The following is a 16,775-nucleotide window of genomic DNA, read 5'->3' as shown; positions in this document are numbered from 1 at the left end:
CAATAACCTCAAAAACCCCATGAGATTATCAGAAAAAAGCCGGCCGACTGGCCGGCTTTTCGATTACATCACCAGGCGGCGAATGTCGCTCAGGGTGTTGTTGATGATGGTGATGAAACGCGCACCATCAGCCCCGTCGATTACGCGGTGGTCGAAGGACAGAGAGATTGGCATCATCAGACGCGGCACGAACTCTTTGCCATTCCACACCGGCTCCATCGCGGACTTGGACACACCGAGGATAGCCACTTCCGGCGCGTTTACAATCGGCGCGAAGTGGGTGGTACCCAGGCCGCCGATGCTGGAGATAGTGAAGCAGCCGCCCTGCATTTCGCCGGCAGTCAACTTACCATCACGCGCTTTTTTGGAGATGGTGGTCAGTTCACGGGACAGCTCGGTAATGCTCTTCTTGTTCACGTCTTTGAAGACCGGAACCACCAGACCATTTGGCGTATCAACCGCAACACCGATGTTGATGTATTTCTTCAGCGTCAGCTTCTGGCCGTCTTCGGACAGGGAGCTGTTGAAGCGTGGCATCTGCTCAAGGGCAGCGGCAACGGCCTTCATGATAAAGACCACTGGGGTGAACTTCACGTCCAGCTTACGCTTCTCAGCTTCGGCGTTCTGCTGTTTACGGAACGCTTCCAGATCGGTGATATCGGTCTTATCGAAGTGCGTAACGTGCGGGATCATCACCCAGTTACGGCTCAGGTTAGCACCAGAGATTTTCTGGATACGGCCCAGCTCCACTTCTTCGATTTCACCGAACTTGCTGAAGTCCACTTTCGGCCATGGCAGCATGCCCGGGATACCGCCGCCAGCTGCTGCCGCAGGTGCAGCTTCGGCGCGTTTCACCGCGTCTTTCACGTAAGCCTGAACGTCTTCGCGCAGGATACGACCTTTACGGCCGGTGCCCTTCACTTTCGCCAGGTTCACACCGAATTCGCGCGCCAGGCGACGAATCAGTGGAGTCGCGTGGACGTAAGCGTCGTTTTCAGCGAACTCAGATTTTTCTGCTTTAGCAGCAGGGGCAGCAGCAGGTTTAGCAGCCTGAGCCGGTGCAGCAGCAGGTGCCGGAGCAGCCGCGGCAGCCGGAGCGGCGGCAGGCGCTGCGCCTTCCACTTCGAAGACCATGATCAGAGAGCCGGTAGACACTTTGTCGCCGGTGCTGATTTTGATCTCTTTAACGGTACCGGCGAACGGCGCAGGCACTTCCATAGAAGCTTTGTCGCCTTCAACGGTGATCAGTGACTGTTCAGCGGCAACTTTGTCGCCCACTTTCACCATCACTTCGGTCACTTCAACTTCGTCACCGCCGATATCCGGTACGTTAACGTCTTTCGCGCCGCCAGCAGCCGCTGGTGCAGCGGCCGGAGCCGGAGCAGCAGCCTGAGCAGGCGCAGCGGCAGGTGCTGCACCCGCCACTTCGAAGACCATGATCAGCGAGCCGGTAGACACTTTGTCACCGGTGTTGATCTTGATCTCTTTAACGGTACCGGCGAACGGTGCTGGCACTTCCATAGAGGCTTTGTCGCCTTCTACGGTGATCAGTGACTGCTCAGCCGCAACGGTGTCGCCCACTTTCACCAGGATTTCGGTAACTTCAACTTCGTCACCGCCGATATCAGGCACATTTACTTCTTTCGCTGCCGCGGCCGCTGCTGGAGCAGCAGCAGGAGCGGCTTCTTTCTTCTCTTCCTGCGCAGGTGCAGCAGCTGCTGCACCGTCGGCGGAATCGAAAATCATGATCAGTTTGCCAGTCTCGGTTTTATCGCCAACAGAGACTTTGATCTCTTTAACGATGCCAGCCTGAGGAGACGGGACTTCCATAGAGGCTTTGTCGCCTTCTACGGTGATCAGCGACTGTTCAGCTTCAACTTTGTCGCCTACTTTGACCAGGATCTCGGTGATTTCAACTTCATCAGCCCCGATGTCCGGTACATTGATTTCGATAGCCATTATTCTTTTACCTCTTACGCCAGACGCGGGTTAACTTTATCTGCATCGATGTTGAATTTGGTGATTGCGTCCGCAACCACTTTCTTATCGATTTCGCCACGTTTAGCCAGTTCGCCCAGTGCTGCTACAACCACGTAGGAAGCATCAACTTCGAAGTGGTGACGCAGGTTTTCGCGGCTGTCAGAACGACCGAAGCCGTCAGTACCCAGTACGCGATAATCATCAGCTGGAACGTAAGTACGAACCTGCTCAGCGAACAGTTTCATATAGTCAGTAGACGCCACCGCTGGCGCGTCGTTCATCACCTGAGCGATGTACGGAACGCGTGGGGTTTCCATTGGGTGCAGCATGTTCCAGCGCTCACAATCCTGGCCATCACGCGCCAGTTCAGTGAAGGAGGTCACAGAGTACACATCGGAACCCACACCGTAGTCTTTCGCCAGGATCTGCGCTGCTTCACGAACGTGACGCAGGATAGAACCGGAGCCCAGCAGCTGAACTTTACCTTTGCTACCTTCGATGGTTTCGAGTTTGTAGATACCTTTACGGATACCTTCCTCGGCACCTGCTGGCATTGCCGGCATGTGGTAGTTTTCGTTCAGGGTGGTGATGTAGTAGTAAACGTTCTCTTGCGCTTCACCGTACATGCGCTGCAGACCGTCATGCATGATGACTGCCACTTCATACGCGTAAGACGGGTCGTAAGAGATACAGTTAGGGATAGTCAGAGACTGAATGTGGCTGTGACCATCTTCGTGCTGCAGACCTTCACCGTTCAGGGTCGTACGACCAGAAGTACCACCGATCAGGAAGCCGCGAGCCTGCTGGTCGCCTGCCTGCCAGCACAGATCACCGATACGCTGGAACCCGAACATGGAGTAGTAGATGTAGAACGGGATCATCGGCAGGTTGTTGGTGCTGTAAGAGGTCGCAGCAGCCAGCCAGGATGCGCCTGCGCCCAGCTCGTTGATACCTTCCTGCAGGATCTGACCTTTCTCGTCTTCTTTGTAGTATGCAACCTGCTCACGGTCCTGCGGGGTGTACTGCTGGCCGTTCGGGCTGTAGATACCGATCTGACGGAACAGACCTTCCATACCGAAAGTACGCGCTTCGTCGGCGATGATTGGAACCAGACGATCTTTGATTGACTTGTTCTTCAGCATCACGTTCAGGGCACGAACGAAAGCGATAGTGGTAGAGATCTCTTTGTTCTGCTCTTCCAGCAGCTGAGAGAAGTCTTCCAGGGCTGGCAGTTCCAGCTTCTCGGTGAAGTTAGGCTGACGAGCAGGCAGGTAGCCTTTCAGCGCCTGACGACGTTCGTGCAGGTACTTGTGCTCTTCAGACCCTTCCGGGAAGGTGATGTAAGACAGGTTTTCTACCTGCTCATCGGTCACTGGAACGTTGAAACGGTCGCGGATATAACGCACGCCGTCCATGTTCATTTTCTTAACCTGGTGAGCGATGTTTTTACCTTCTGCGGTATCACCCATGCCGTAACCTTTGATGGTGTGGGCCAGGATCACAGTCGCTTTACCTTTGGTTTCCTGCGCTTTTTTCAGTGCAGCGTAAACTTTCTTCGGATCGTGACCACCGCGGTTCAGCGCCCAGATCTGCTCGTCAGTCCAGTCTGCAACCAGGGCTGCGGTTTCAGGATATTTGCCGAAGAAGTGCTCACGAACGTAGGCACCGTCTTTGGATTTGAAGGTCTGGTAGTCGCCGTCAACGGTTTCGTTCATCAGCTGGATCAGTTTACCGCTGGTGTCTTTACGCAGCAGCTCATCCCAACGACCGCCCCACATGACTTTGATCACGTTCCAGCCTGCACCCGCGAAGATGCCTTCCAGTTCGTTAATGATCTTGCCGTTACCGGTTACCGGACCATCCAGACGTTGCAGGTTACAGTTGATGATGAAGCACAGGTTGTCCAGCTTCTCACGGGTCGCGATGGTGATCGCGCCTTTAGATTCTGGCTCATCCATTTCACCGTCGCCCAGGAAGGCGTAAACGGTCTGCTCAGAGGTGTCTTTCAGACCACGGTGTTCCAGGTACTTCAGGAATTTAGCCTGATAGATTGCACCAATTGGACCCAGACCCATAGATACGGTCGGGAACTGCCAGAACTCAGGCATCAGTTTAGGGTGCGGATAAGAAGACAGACCCTTACCGTGAACTTCCTGACGGAAGTTGTTCATCTGCTCTTCAGTCAGACGACCTTCCAGGAAGGCACGTGCATAGATGCCCGGAGAGATGTGGCCCTGGAAGTACACCAGATCGCCGCCGTCTTTCTCGTTGGCTGCACGGAAGAAGTGGTTGAAGCACACTTCGTAAACGGTCGCAGAGGACTGGAAGGACGCCATGTGGCCACCCAGTTCCAAATCTTTCTTGGATGCGCGCAGAACGGTCATGATAGCGTTCCAGCGGATAGCAGAACGGATACGGCGTTCCAGATCCAGATTGCCCGGGTATTCCGGTTCGTCTTCGACGGCAATCGTGTTTACGTAGTTGCTAGCCCCTGCACCTGAAGCCACTTTCACGCCGCCTTTGCGCGCTTCTGAAAGCAGCTGATCAATCAGATACTGAGCACGCTCAACACCTTCTTCACGGATGACCGATTCGATCGCCTGTAGCCAGTCGCGAGTTTCGATCGGATCCACGTCATTTTGGAGACGTTCTGACATGGGGGTATTCCTTATCTATCTAATACGTTGATTTGTCTGGAACCTGTCCCATTGTGCTCTCGGTTAAGAACACAATAAGACAGGTTCTGCGTTTAGTTGCCGCGCTCTAAAAGTACCTGGCGCTTAATCCTTTCGTTGCTGTATGCGGCGCAATGAACGCTCGCGACGCGATTGTTCACGGCTGCGGTCCAGCAAGATTTCCTCAATGAAAGCCAGATGGCGGTGCGACGCTTCACGCGCCTGCTCCGGTTCCCCGGCCATTATCGCCTCGAATACTCGGGTGCGATGGTTGCTTACCAGCGGGAGCATCTCCCGACGGGCATACAACAATTCAAAATTCTGACGAACGTTCTGGGCCAGCATGGGCTCCATGCAGCGTAGCAGATGGAGGAGCACCACGTTGTGCGCTGCTTCGGTGACGGCAATTTGATACTGGACAACGGCGCTGGATTCGGCGTCTAAGTCGCCGGACTGCTGTGCCCGTTCAATGGCCTGATGCAGCTCGGGAATACGTACGCGGTCTTCATCAGTGCTGCGAAGGGCGGCGTAATAGGCCGCGATACCTTCCAGCGCGTGACGGGTCTCAAGCAGATCAAACTGGGATTCTGGGTGGTCAGAGAGAAGTTCTACCAGCGGGTCGCTGAAGCTCTGCCACAGGCTGTTTTGCACAAAGGTTCCGCCACCCTGACGACGGAGCAACAGGCCCTTTGCTTCGAGACGTTGAATCGCCTCACGCAGAGAGGGGCGTGAAACGTCGAACTGTTTTGCCAGCTCGCGTTCTGGCGGGAGTTTCTCGCCCGGGCGCAGTGTCCCTTCGAGAATCAAAAACTCCAGCTGCTGCTCAATCACATCGGAAAGTTTTGGTTGGCGAATTTTGCTGTAGGCCATATTCCCTGTCTTACGCCTTTTTGCCCGGAGTCAATTGGTCTTACCAATTTCATGTTCGTATCGCTAAAGTAACAAAGTATTCACCTTCTGTCCATATTGGTTTTGATTGAAATCAGGAAACCCGGCACATTTTAACAACCTTACAGAACTAACGTTTCAGGAATGTAACTTTGCACAAATGAAATGGTTACTCCCAAAGGGGCAGTTTTAACCATATTTAAACGAGGGATTTTGCAATCTGAAGCGATTCAACAAGGCAAAATATGAAAATTCGCCCGCTTATGACGCATTTCTATTCTATAGGTTGGGGTATGAGGGGTTAACGTACCGATTTACAATTGGTTTCTTTTTATTCAAGTCGTCATCAGCCCTTCATAAAGCAGGTGCATTCGCTGGCACTTACCACTATTCTGGCGCTAACGGAAGCCATCTCCGCTTTTTTCGGTATCGTTAACCGTAAAGAAATAAATACAGAATATGGACTTTCATAATTACACACGCACAGCGTGAACATAACAACCACACACGAGGTTTCAAATGGAAGCTCAACAGCATGGCGATCAGCTAAAGCGCGGTCTTAAAAACCGCCATATTCAGCTCATCGCCCTGGGCGGTGCTATTGGTACTGGCCTGTTTCTGGGCAGTGCGTCCGTTATCCAGTCGGCCGGTCCGGGCATCATTCTGGGTTACGCAATTGCAGGTTTCATTGCGTTTTTGATTATGCGCCAGTTAGGGGAAATGGTCGTTGAGGAGCCGGTTGCAGGCTCTTTTAGCCACTTTGCCTACAAATACTGGGGCAGCTTAGCGGGCTTCGCCTCCGGATGGAACTACTGGGTTCTTTACGTGCTGGTTGCTATGGCGGAACTCACCGCCGTCGGTAAATACATTCAATTCTGGTACCCGGAGATCCCCACCTGGGCGTCTGCGGCAGTCTTCTTCGTGCTGATCAACGCCATTAACCTGACCAACGTGAAAGTGTTTGGGGAAATGGAGTTCTGGTTCGCCATTATCAAAGTAATTGCCGTTGTAGCGATGATCATTTTTGGCGGCTGGTTGCTCTTCAGCGGCAACGGTGGCCCGCAGGCAACCGTGCGCAACCTCTGGGAACAGGGCGGGTTCCTGCCGCACGGCATGACCGGCCTGGTAATGATGATGGCGATCATTATGTTCTCCTTCGGCGGTCTGGAGCTGGTGGGCATCACCGCCGCGGAAGCCGACAACCCGGAGCAGAGCATCCCGAAAGCCACAAATCAGGTTATCTACCGTATTCTGATCTTCTACGTGGGCTCCCTGGCGGTCCTGCTCTCCCTGCTGCCATGGACACGCGTCACGGCGGATACCAGCCCGTTTGTGCTGATCTTCCACGAGCTGGGCGACACCTTCGTGGCAAACGCGCTTAACGTCGTAGTGCTGACCGCCGCGCTCTCTGTTTATAACAGCTGCGTTTACTGCAACAGCCGTATGCTGTTCGGCCTGGCGCAACAGGGCAACGCACCGAAAGCGCTGCTTACCGTTGATAAACGTGGCGTACCGGTTAACACCATTATCGTGTCGGCGGTCGTGACGGCGCTTTGCGTTCTGATTAACTACCTGGCACCGGAATCGGCCTTCGGCCTGCTGATGGCGTTGGTGGTTTCCGCGCTGGTGATCAACTGGGCGATGATTAGCCTCGCGCACATCAAGTTCCGCCGCGCCAAGCAGCAGCAGGGCGTAACCACGCGCTTCCCTGCCCTGCTCTATCCGCTGGGGAACTGGGTTTGCCTGCTGTTCATGGCGGCCGTGCTGGTCATCATGCTCATCACGCCAGGCATGGCGATTTCCGTCTACCTCATCCCGGTGTGGATTGCGATCCTCGGCGTGGGCTATATGGTGAAACAGAAAAACGCCAAAACGGTGAAAGCGCACTAAGTGTTTTCTCGCTGTACCCGCGGTTGCGGGTACAGCGTCTTGTTACCTTCCTCACAAATTCACGCCAACAGCAAAATCCTCCATATCACCGCCCTTATATTGCAACGCATATATCCGTTTGCCAGCGAATAATTCTCTCCATACCGAAACCCGGAGATCTGTCGATGGATAACAACAAACTGTCAGTAAAAGAAAAGATCGGCTATGGCATGGGTGACGCCGGATGCAACATTATCTTTGGCGCCATCATGTTATTTGTTAACTATTTTTATACGGATATTTTTGGTCTGGCGCCTGCGCTGGTTGGGGTACTGCTGCTGTCCGTTCGCGTGATTGACGCCGTAACGGACCCAATCATGGGCGCGATTGCCGACCGTACCCGCAGCAAATATGGCCGATTTCGTCCATGGCTACTGTGGATTGCCTTCCCCTATGCGCTGTTCAGCATCCTGATGTTCACCACCCCAGAGTGGAGCTATAACAGCAAAGTTATCTATGCATTTGTCACCTACTTCCTGCTGTCGCTGACCTATACCGCCATCAACATTCCGTACTGCTCGCTCGGCGGCGTAATCACCAACGACCCGAAAGAGCGCGTTGCCTGCCAGTCCTATCGTTTTGTTATGGTCGGTATCGCCACGCTGCTGCTGTCGCTTACGCTCCTGCCAATGGCCGACTGGTTCGGTGGGGATAACAAAGCCAAAGGCTACCAGATGGCGATGACCGTGCTGGCGCTGATTGGTACCTGCATGTTCCTGTTCTGCTTCGCCACGGTGCGCGAGCGCGTTCGCCCGGCTGTACAAACCCACGACGAACTGAAAAACGACCTGAAGGATGTGTGGAAGAATGACCAGTGGGTGCGCATTCTGCTTCTGACGCTCTGCAACGTCTGCCCGGGCTTTATCCGCATGGCGGCCACCATGTATTACGTCACCTGGGTAATGGGGCAAAGCACCCATTTCGCCACGCTGTTTATCAGCCTGGGCGTTGTCGGCATGATGTTCGGCAGTATGCTGGCGAAAGTGCTGACCGACCGCTGGTGCAAGCTGAAGGTCTTCTTCTGGACCAACATCGCGCTGGCGATTTTCTCCTGCGCCTTCTACTTCTTCGACCCGAAAGCGACGACAACCATTGTTGTGCTTTACGTCCTGCTGAATATCCTGCACCAGATCCCATCCCCTCTGCACTGGTCACTGATGGCCGACGTGGACGACTACGGTGAATGGAAAACCGGGAAACGTATCACCGGGATAAGCTTCTCCGGCAACATCTTCTTCCTGAAGCTGGGTCTGGCGATTGCCGGGGCGATGGTTGGCTTCCTGCTCTCCTGGTACGGTTATGACGCGGGCGCAAAAGCGCAGAGCGCGGATGCCATCAACGGCATTGTGCTGCTCTTTACCGTCATTCCTGGCATTGGATATTTAATTACCGCGGGCGTTGTACGTCTGCTGAAAGTGGACCGTGAGACCATGAAGCAAATCCAGTCCGATCTGGAGAAGCGTCGCACCAACTATCGTGAACTGAGCGACTATCAGGAATTTAAAGCCGCTGAGACTAAATAAGGAAAGCCGAATGCAAACCTGGCCAAACCCGTTTATTGAACAACGCGCCGACCCGTATATCCTGCGCCACGAAGGACAATATTACTTTATCGCCTCCGTGCCGGAGTATGACCGGCTGGCGATCCGCCGCGCGGACTCGCTGGAAGATTTAGGCAATGCCGAAGAGGTAGTTGTCTGGCGCAAGCCCGACACCGGCCCGATGAGCCAGCTGATCTGGGCACCGGAACTGCATCATATCGACGGCAAGTGGTACATCTACTTTGCCGCCACACATACCCAGGCGCTCGACGAACTCGGGATGTTCCAGCATCGCATGTTCGCCATTGAATGCGCAGATCGCGATCCGCTCACCGGTACATGGGTGGAAAAAGGGCAAATCAAAACCCCGTTTGACACCTTCGCGCTGGATGCCACTACCTTTGTGCATCAGGGCAAACGCTGGTATCTGTGGGCGCAAAAAGCCCCGGACATTTCCGGTAACTCCAATCTTTACCTGTGTGAAATGGAAAATCCGTGGACGCTGAAAGGCGAGCCGGTGATGCTCAGTAAACCGGAATATGACTGGGAGTGCCGCGGATTCTGGGTCAACGAAGGCCCGGCGGTGCTGTTCCATGGCGATAAGCTATTTATCAGCTATTCCGCCAGCGCCACCGACGAGAATTACTGCATGGGATTACTGTGGATAGACGTAGATGCCGATCCGCAAAACCCGACTAACTGGCATAAATCCCCGCGCCCGGTGTTCGTCACCAGCTACGAAAACCGTCAGTATGGACCAGGCCATAACAGCTTTACGCAGACGCCGGAAGGCGACGATGTGCTGGTCTACCACGCGCGAAACTACACTGAAATTGAAGGCGATCCGCTTTACGATCCGAATCGCCACACTCGCCTGAAGCTCGTCCGCTGGGACGACAACGGGATGCCTGATTTCGGCATCCCGCCTGCGGATACGCTGTAACGGCTTCGGCGCGCTGGGTCAGACCAGCGTGCCGTAAATCGTCAGCAACGCCACAATCACCACCACCACAAACGACGTTTTTTTCGCCATCGAGACGGCAGCTTTAGGCGTTTCGACTTTGTTCGTGTGCGGCTCGCGAGCCAGCGAGAATTGAGCCAGTCGGGTTAAGACCTGATACTGCGCGGTATGGCGGTCTGCAAGGGAGGCAAACCACGCTGGCAACGCCTTTTCACCGTGACCGATGAGGGCATAGACCACGCCGACCAGTCGCACCGGAAGCCAGTCGAGCACGTGCAGAATGGCATCAATGCCGGACTGGAGACGTTCATGCGGCGTAAGGTAGCGGGCAAGCCAGGTCTGCCAGGCGCGCAGAAAAGCATAGCCCATCAGCAGTACTGGTCCCCATGGACCGCCCACCACAAACCAGAACAGCGGCGCCAGGTAGTAACGGAAGTTAATCCACAGCAGCGCGTTTTGTAGCTCGCGCAGAAATTCGCGTTCATCGCAGTCCGGCGGTACGCCGTGGATCATCGTCAGCTCGCTCGCCATCGCGCCGCGCGCGTGGACATCATCCCGGGAAGCAGCTTTCAGATACGCGTGATAGTGCAAACGCACCTTGCCCGCGCCAATACACAACACGCCCAGCAGTATCCATACCACCAGCAGCGGCACGTTGAAAAAGAGGCCGTAAAGTGAGCGTAGCAACAGGAACGTAATCACCATCACACCTGCCGTCATAAGCAGCGTGCGTAGCATGGAAAAATGCCTGATCCGGCGGAATAACACTTCCAGCCGATGATCCAGATGCCAGTGCTCGCCGAGCTTAAACAGGCGTTCGGCGATCATAACCAGCAGCATGGTAAACAACGTCATGTTATCTCCTTATCTGACGACGTGGTAAGCATGGCGTGAAACCGGGACCAGTCAAACGCCGGGCCGGGGTCGGTTTTTCTTTCGGGGGCGATGTCGCTGTGCCCCGTAATATTGTCTGCAATGGCGGGATAAAGCCCCACTAAAGTTTGCGTCACAGCAACCAGTTTCTGATATTGCGCATCGGTGTAAGGCGTGGTGTCCGTTCCTTCCAGTTCAATTCCAATGGAGAAATCATTGCACCGCTCGCGCCCCTGATACATCGACACGCCGGCATGCCAGGCTCGCTTATCAAAAGGAACATACTGAACCACTTCGCCATCACGGCGGATCAGGCAGTGCGCCGATACGCGCAAATGCGCAATCTCAGCAAAGTAAGGATGAGCATCGGGATCTATCGTTCCCGTGAATAACGCGTCGATCCACGGACCGCCAAACTCACCTGGCGGGAGACTTATGTTGTGAACCACCAGCAGTGTGGGCTTTTCATCCTCCGGGCGGCAATCGTGGTGCGGCGACGGTACATGTCGCGCGTCCACCAGCCATCCGTTTTCTAACAACATGCTGGAACTCCTTATCTATGGTGCTGTTACTCGGTTCAGAGTAGCATGTTTCAATATTATGATTCGTTACCAATTTGGAGTTTTATCATGCCGCCTCGCCGCTATAACCCCGACCACCGACGTGACGCGCTTCTGGAACGTATTAATAGTGATATCCCGGCAAGCGTTGCCCATGCCCTGAGAGAAGACCTCGGCGGTGACGTCAGTGCCGATAACGATATTACCGCCCAATTGTTGCCAAAAGAGACACGGTCGCACGCGGTAGTCATCACCCGCGAAGCGGGGGTTTTCTGCGGCAAACGCTGGGTTGAGGAGGTCTTTACCCAGCTGGCGGGCGACGAGGTGCAGGTAACATGGCACGTTGAGGACGGTGATGCGGTCACGGCAAATCAGCCACTGTTCGAGCTGGACGGCCCGTCCCGCGTCTTGCTGACCGGTGAACGCACCGCGCTCAATTTTGTGCAAACGCTCTCTGGCGTTGCCAGTGAAGTACGCCGCTACGTTGACCTGCTGGCAGGCACCCGCACGCAGCTGCTGGATACCCGTAAAACCCTGCCGGGCCTGCGCACCGCGCTGAAATACGCCGTGCTCTGCGGTGGCGGCGCCAACCATCGTCTGGGGCTATCCGATGCCTTCCTGATCAAAGAGAACCACATTATTGCCTCTGGCTCGGTACGTCAGGCCGTGGAAAAAGCCTTCTGGCTGCATCCGGATGTGCCGGTTGAGGTGGAAGTGGAAACGCTGGATGAGCTGGACGAGGCCATTAAAGCGGGGGCTGACATCATCATGCTCGATAACTTCGACACGGAGCAGATGCGTGAAGCGGTCAAACGCACAAACGGCCAGGCGCAGCTTGAGGTGTCCGGCAACGTGACGTTCGACACCCTCCGCGAATTTGCTGAAACCGGCGTCGATTATATCTCCGTGGGAGCCCTGACCAAGCACGTACGTGCCCTGGACCTCTCGATGCGCTTCAAATAACTGATCTTCCCCTCTCCGCCCGGAGAGGGGAAATACGAAACCGCTCGCAATTACGCTGTCCTTCTCTGCAACACTGAATCATTTCCCTGAAAGCCCTTTCACGTTCGCGCTTTTGCCCCTCGTTTCTGCGCGCCGGTACTGCCACAGTAGCGCCACTTAACGTAAGGAGCAGATATGAACAGACAACAAGGATTTACCCTGATTGAGTTAATGGTGGTCATTGGCATTATTGCCATCCTGAGCGCGATTGGCATCCCGGCTTATCAGAACTACCTGCGAAAAGCAGCGCTCACCGATATGCTTCAAACGTTCATTCCCTACCGCACCGCTATTGAGCTTTGCGCCCTGGATCGTGGTGGTGTGGATCGCTGCGACGCAGGAACCAATGGTATCCCCTCCCCGACTACAACGCGTTACGTTTCAGCGATGAGCGTGGCGAAGGGGGTCGTATCGTTAACAGGACAGGAGAGTCTTAACGGACTTGAAGTGCTCATGACACCGATCTGGAGCGACGGTAACGGTATGACGGGCTGGACGCGTGCCTGCAACATTGCGTCCGACACGGCGCTCAGACAAGCCTGTGAAGATGTTTTCCGCTTCGACAACAACTGACAGGAGTGGACAATGAATACCGAACAGCTTATGACGCTCTGTCAGCGCCATCACGCACTGCTACTCGCAAGCGACACCGAGATGATCAGCATTGCGGTGGTGGGTAATCCTGCCTCTGAGCTGATGGAAGCGTTACGCTTCGCCACGCAGAAACGTATTGATATTGAGTGCTGGACGGCCGAACGGATGGAAAAACGGCTTCAGTCCCTCTCATCATCACACCTGCCGGGAATAGTGCCAAACTCAGCCGCTGACGTGCTCAGTACAACGTTGCAGCAGGCAGTGAACCAGCGGGCTTCTGACATCCATATTGAACCGACTGAGCACGGCTACCAGATCCGTTTGCGAATCGACGGTGTTCTCTACCCGCAACCGCCGGTTTCCGCCGCCCTCGGTACGACGCTTGCCGCACGCCTGAAGGTGCTGGGCCAACTGGATATTGCGGAGCGCCGCCTGCCGCAGGACGGTCAGTTTACGGTGGAGCTGGCAAGCGTCCCCGTCTCTTTTCGTATCGCAACCCTTCCCTGTAGCGGTGGAGAAAAAATCGTGCTTCGTCTGCTTCACCAGGTACAGCAGGCACTGGAGCTTGAACTGCTGGGGATGAGTGCAGACCAGCAGGCCCGTTTTGCCGGGGCGCTTAACAGCCCTCAGGGGTTGATTCTGGTCACCGGCCCGACCGGTAGCGGGAAAACGGTGACGCTGTACAGTGCGTTACAGGCGCGAAATACCCCTGACGTTAATATTTGCAGCGTGGAAGATCCCGTTGAAATCCCGCTTGCAGGCTTAAACCAGACGCAGATTAATCCGCGCGCGGGGCTGACCTTCCAGAGCGTGCTGCGTGCCCTGCTCAGGCAGGATCCTGACATCATTATGGTGGGTGAAATTCGTGACGGCGAAACGGCAGAAATTGCCATTAAGGCGGCGCAAACCGGGCATCTGGTGCTGTCCACCCTCCATACTAATTCGACGACTGAAACGCTGGTACGGCTGCAACAGATGGGCGTCGCGCGCTGGATGATCTCTTCGGCGCTCTCGATGGTGATTGCCCAGCGGCTGGTGCGTCGTTTATGCCCGTACTGCCGACAGGAAGCCAGCCGCCACACCGAATTACCTCGCACGCTGTGGCCCCGGCAGCTTCCTCGCTGGCAACCCACCGGTTGCGAGCGCTGCTACCACGGTTTTTATGGTCGCGTAGCCATTTTTGAAGTGCTCGTCATCGACGACACGCTGCGGCAGGCCATCGCCAGCGGAGCAAGCACGGAGGTGATTGGGTCAAGCGCTCGTCAGGCGGGAATGACATCTTTGTTTGAGCACGGCTGCATGGCCGTGGAGCAAGGGCTGACCACGCTCGAAGAGCTGTTGCGCGTCCTGGGAATGCCCGATGGCTGCTAATTCGCTCTGGCGCTGGCGTGCCCTGACCACCGAGGGGGAGGTGCAAACCGGCACCCTCTGGGCCATCGACCGTAACGCAGCTTACACGGCTCTGGTGCTTAAACAACTGCACCCGCTGGCGCTAAAACGCTGCCAGCAGCGCCACCGATGGCAGGTGCAGCACTGCTACGATATTTTTCGCCAGCTCGCCACGCTGCTACAGGCCGGACTCACGCTGTCCCAAAGCCTGCACATGCTGGCGGAACAGCATCCTTTGAAGCACTGGCAGGCGCTGCTGCACAGTCTTGCTGATGACCTGAGCGAAGGTTGCGCCCTGTCAGAGGCCATGAAGAAATGGCCAGAGGTGTTTAGCCCCCTTTATGTCTCGATGGTGAAGACGGGTGAGCTGACGGGTAAGCTCGAAGCCTGCTGCCGTCAGCTTGCGCTGCAGCAAAAATCCCAGCAGCAGCTCAGTGCAAAGGTGAAGAAAGCGCTGCGCTATCCGCTGATCATCCTGACGCTGGCCGTTTTCGTGGTGCTGGCGATGGTCACGCTGGTGTTGCCTGAGTTTGCTGCAATCTACAAAACGTTCAACACCCCGCTCCCTTTGCTCACGCAGGCAGTCATGGGGCTGGCGGCCCTGGTTCAGGCACATATCCTCACCCTTTTGGCCCTGCTCGTGGCAATGGTTGTCATCGCCTGTAAGCTGCGGCGGCATCCGCGCTGGCAGTACGTCCTGTTACATGTACCTGTGATGGGCACGCTGATGCGTGGGCAAAAACTGGGGCAAATTTTTACCGTGCTGTCATTAACCCAGCAGGCTGGAATTGCTTTTTTACAAGGAGTGGAGAGTGTGGAGGAGACCGTTGAGAGTGGCTACTGGCAGGAGAAACTCCGTGAGATACGCAGCGATATCGAACAGGGGATGCCCGTGTGGTCCTCCTTCCAGAAGGCCTCTGTTTTTACGCCACTGTGTATTCAGCTCATTCGCACCGGAGAAGTATCGGGTTCACTGGATGTGATGCTGATGAATCTGGCCCGCCATCATACGGAACAGACATTCCAGCAGGCAGACAATCTGGCGGCGCTTCTTGAGCCTTTTCTACTGGTCGTGACAGGTCTGATTATTGGCACGCTGGTGGTGGCAATGTATCTGCCGATTTTCCATCTGGGGGATGCAATGAGCGCGGGGTAATGCTGGCGCACGGACGCGCGCCAGCCGTAGCCGTCAGAGGCTATTAAATACGCGGTTTTCCTGCTCCTGAACGCGGATAAACGTCGTGCGTTTCGTCAGCTCTTTCAGGCGGGAAGCCCCCACGTAGGTGCAGGCAGAACGCAGACCGCCGAGGATATCGCGCGCCGTGTTTTCGACCGGGCCGCGCAGTGGCAGCTTCACGGTTTTACCTTCCGCCGCACGGTATTTCGCGACACCACCCACGTGACGGGTCATCGCAGATTCAGAGCTCATTCCGTAGAACAGCATGAATTTCTCACCGTTCTCTTCCACCACGGTACCGCCGCTCTCTTCGTGGCCTGCCAGCATGCCGCCGAGCATCACGAAGTCCGCGCCGCCGCCGAAGGCTTTCGCCACATCGCCTGGCATGGTGCAGCCACCGTCGCTGATGATCTGGCCGCCCAGACCGTGCGCGGCGTCAGCGCATTCAATTACCGCAGACAGCTGCGGATAACCCACACCGGTTTTCACGCGCGTGGTGCAAACGGAGCCCGGGCCAATGCCCACTTTCACAATGTCGGCCCCGGAGAGGATCAGCTCTTCACACATTTCACCGGTCACCACGTTGCCCGCGATGATGGTTTTGGTTGGCCAAGCTTCACGCGCCTTGCTGACGAACTGGACGAAATGCTCGGAATAACCATTTGCCACGTCAATGCAGACAAAATTCAGCGCCGGATTGGCGTTCAGGATCTGTTTGGTTTTCTCGAAATCTGCATCAGACGTACCGGTCGAGACCATCACATGCTTCACCACGTCAGCCGAGGCGGAGGCGACAAACGCATTCCACTCCTCAGGGCTGTAGTGTTTATGTACCGCAGTAAGGATGTCGAATTGCGCCAGCGCGGTCGCCATCTCGAAGGTCCCGACGGTGTCCATGTTGGCCGCGATAATCGGCACGCCAGACCACGTCTGACCGGAATGCTTAAAGGTGAATTGACGTTCGAGTTCAACGTCTGAGCGACTTTTCAGTGTAGAGCGTTTAGGGCGGATAAGAACGTCTTTGAAACCTAACTTCAGATCTTCTTCAATACGCATGTGCGGATTCCTGGGGTTAGAGGCAAATATATTAAAAGCACAACTCCAGTGACGCTATCATACGCACTAATACCTGCTCCGCAAGACTGCGAAATTCTCTTTTTTTACGCTACAATCCTATAAATTTACCTGGTAAAAAGCGGGTAAAGA

At 55.3% G+C, this 16,775-nt stretch carries 13 protein-coding genes; 7 read left to right on the top strand and 6 right to left on the bottom strand.

Features of this window, described 5'->3' with window-relative positions:
* Positions 1-63: 63 nt before the first annotated feature.
* From aceF to pdhR, 3 genes are all read right to left on the bottom strand, one after another.
* Positions 64-1,959 carry a pyruvate dehydrogenase complex dihydrolipoyllysine-residue acetyltransferase gene (gene aceF / locus HWQ15_RS12215; RefSeq protein ID WP_022647065.1) on the bottom strand — a complete coding sequence of 632 codons (1,896 nt, stop codon included), beginning with the start codon at positions 1,957-1,959 and terminating at the stop codon, positions 64-66.
* Between the two features lie 14 nt (positions 1,960-1,973).
* A complete protein-coding gene (gene aceE, locus HWQ15_RS12210) occupies positions 1,974-4,637 on the bottom strand; it encodes a pyruvate dehydrogenase (acetyl-transferring), homodimeric type (RefSeq protein WP_022647064.1) in 2,664 nt (887 codons plus the stop codon).
* A 123-nt stretch (positions 4,638-4,760) separates the two neighbouring features.
* On the bottom strand, positions 4,761-5,525 hold the full coding sequence (pdhR, locus tag HWQ15_RS12205) for a pyruvate dehydrogenase complex transcriptional repressor PdhR (RefSeq protein WP_063215965.1): 765 nt from the start codon (positions 5,523-5,525) through the stop codon (positions 4,761-4,763).
* Positions 5,526-6,062: 537 nt separating this feature from the next.
* Between pdhR and aroP the strand changes: the two genes are divergently transcribed.
* From aroP to HWQ15_RS12190, 3 genes are all read left to right on the top strand, one after another.
* Positions 6,063-7,433, top strand: coding sequence for an aromatic amino acid transporter AroP (gene aroP, locus HWQ15_RS12200; RefSeq protein ID WP_176587391.1), 1,371 nt, complete (start codon positions 6,063-6,065; stop codon positions 7,431-7,433).
* Positions 7,434-7,597: 164 nt separating this feature from the next.
* Positions 7,598-8,995, top strand: coding sequence for a glycoside-pentoside-hexuronide (GPH):cation symporter (locus tag HWQ15_RS12195; protein ID WP_022647062.1), 1,398 nt, complete (start codon positions 7,598-7,600; stop codon positions 8,993-8,995).
* Positions 8,996-9,005: 10 nt separating this feature from the next.
* Positions 9,006-9,956, top strand: a complete 951-nt coding sequence (locus tag HWQ15_RS12190) for a family 43 glycosylhydrolase (protein ID WP_058677779.1) — start codon at positions 9,006-9,008, stop codon at positions 9,954-9,956.
* 18 nt (positions 9,957-9,974) lie between these two features.
* Here HWQ15_RS12190 and ampE read toward each other — a convergent pair whose 3' ends face one another.
* A complete protein-coding gene (gene ampE, locus HWQ15_RS12185; RefSeq protein WP_023299333.1) occupies positions 9,975-10,829 on the bottom strand; it encodes a beta-lactamase regulator AmpE in 855 nt (284 codons plus the stop codon).
* Positions 10,826-11,389, bottom strand: coding sequence for a 1,6-anhydro-N-acetylmuramyl-L-alanine amidase AmpD (gene ampD / locus HWQ15_RS12180; protein WP_022647059.1), 564 nt, complete (start codon positions 11,387-11,389; stop codon positions 10,826-10,828). The genes ampE and ampD overlap by 4 nt, the downstream gene beginning before the upstream one ends.
* Positions 11,390-11,476: 87 nt before the next feature.
* Here ampD and nadC point away from each other — a divergent pair, with 87 nt between their 5' ends.
* The 4 genes from nadC (at position 11,477) to hofC (ending at position 15,548) form a co-directional block, all read left to right on the top strand.
* Positions 11,477-12,370 carry a carboxylating nicotinate-nucleotide diphosphorylase gene (gene nadC, locus HWQ15_RS12175; protein WP_022647058.1) on the top strand — a complete coding sequence of 298 codons (894 nt, stop codon included), beginning with the start codon at positions 11,477-11,479 and terminating at the stop codon, positions 12,368-12,370.
* Between the two features lie 174 nt (positions 12,371-12,544).
* Complete coding sequence (ppdD, locus tag HWQ15_RS12170; protein ID WP_023299332.1) at positions 12,545-12,982, top strand: prepilin peptidase-dependent pilin; 438 nt, start codon at positions 12,545-12,547, stop codon at positions 12,980-12,982.
* A 12-nt stretch (positions 12,983-12,994) separates the two neighbouring features.
* Positions 12,995-14,374: a type II secretion system protein GspE gene (gene gspE, locus HWQ15_RS12165; RefSeq protein ID WP_063215966.1), complete on the top strand. Its 1,380-nt coding sequence runs from the start codon at positions 12,995-12,997 to the stop codon at positions 14,372-14,374.
* Complete coding sequence (hofC, locus tag HWQ15_RS12160) at positions 14,364-15,548, top strand: protein transport protein HofC (protein WP_063148763.1); 1,185 nt, start codon at positions 14,364-14,366, stop codon at positions 15,546-15,548. The genes gspE and hofC overlap by 11 nt, the downstream gene beginning before the upstream one ends.
* A gap of 33 nt (positions 15,549-15,581) precedes the next feature.
* On the opposite strand, the gene HWQ15_RS12155 is transcribed toward hofC, so the two are convergent.
* A complete protein-coding gene (locus HWQ15_RS12155) occupies positions 15,582-16,625 on the bottom strand; it encodes a GMP reductase (RefSeq protein WP_022647054.1) in 1,044 nt (347 codons plus the stop codon).
* Between the last annotated feature and the right edge of the window lie 150 nt (positions 16,626-16,775).

The organism is Enterobacter sp. DSM 30060 (assembly GCF_013375955.1).
In the GTDB taxonomy this organism is placed as follows: Bacteria; Pseudomonadota; Gammaproteobacteria; order Enterobacterales; family Enterobacteriaceae; genus Enterobacter; species Enterobacter intestinihominis.
This window is presented reverse-complemented; position numbering and strand designations above follow the sequence as displayed.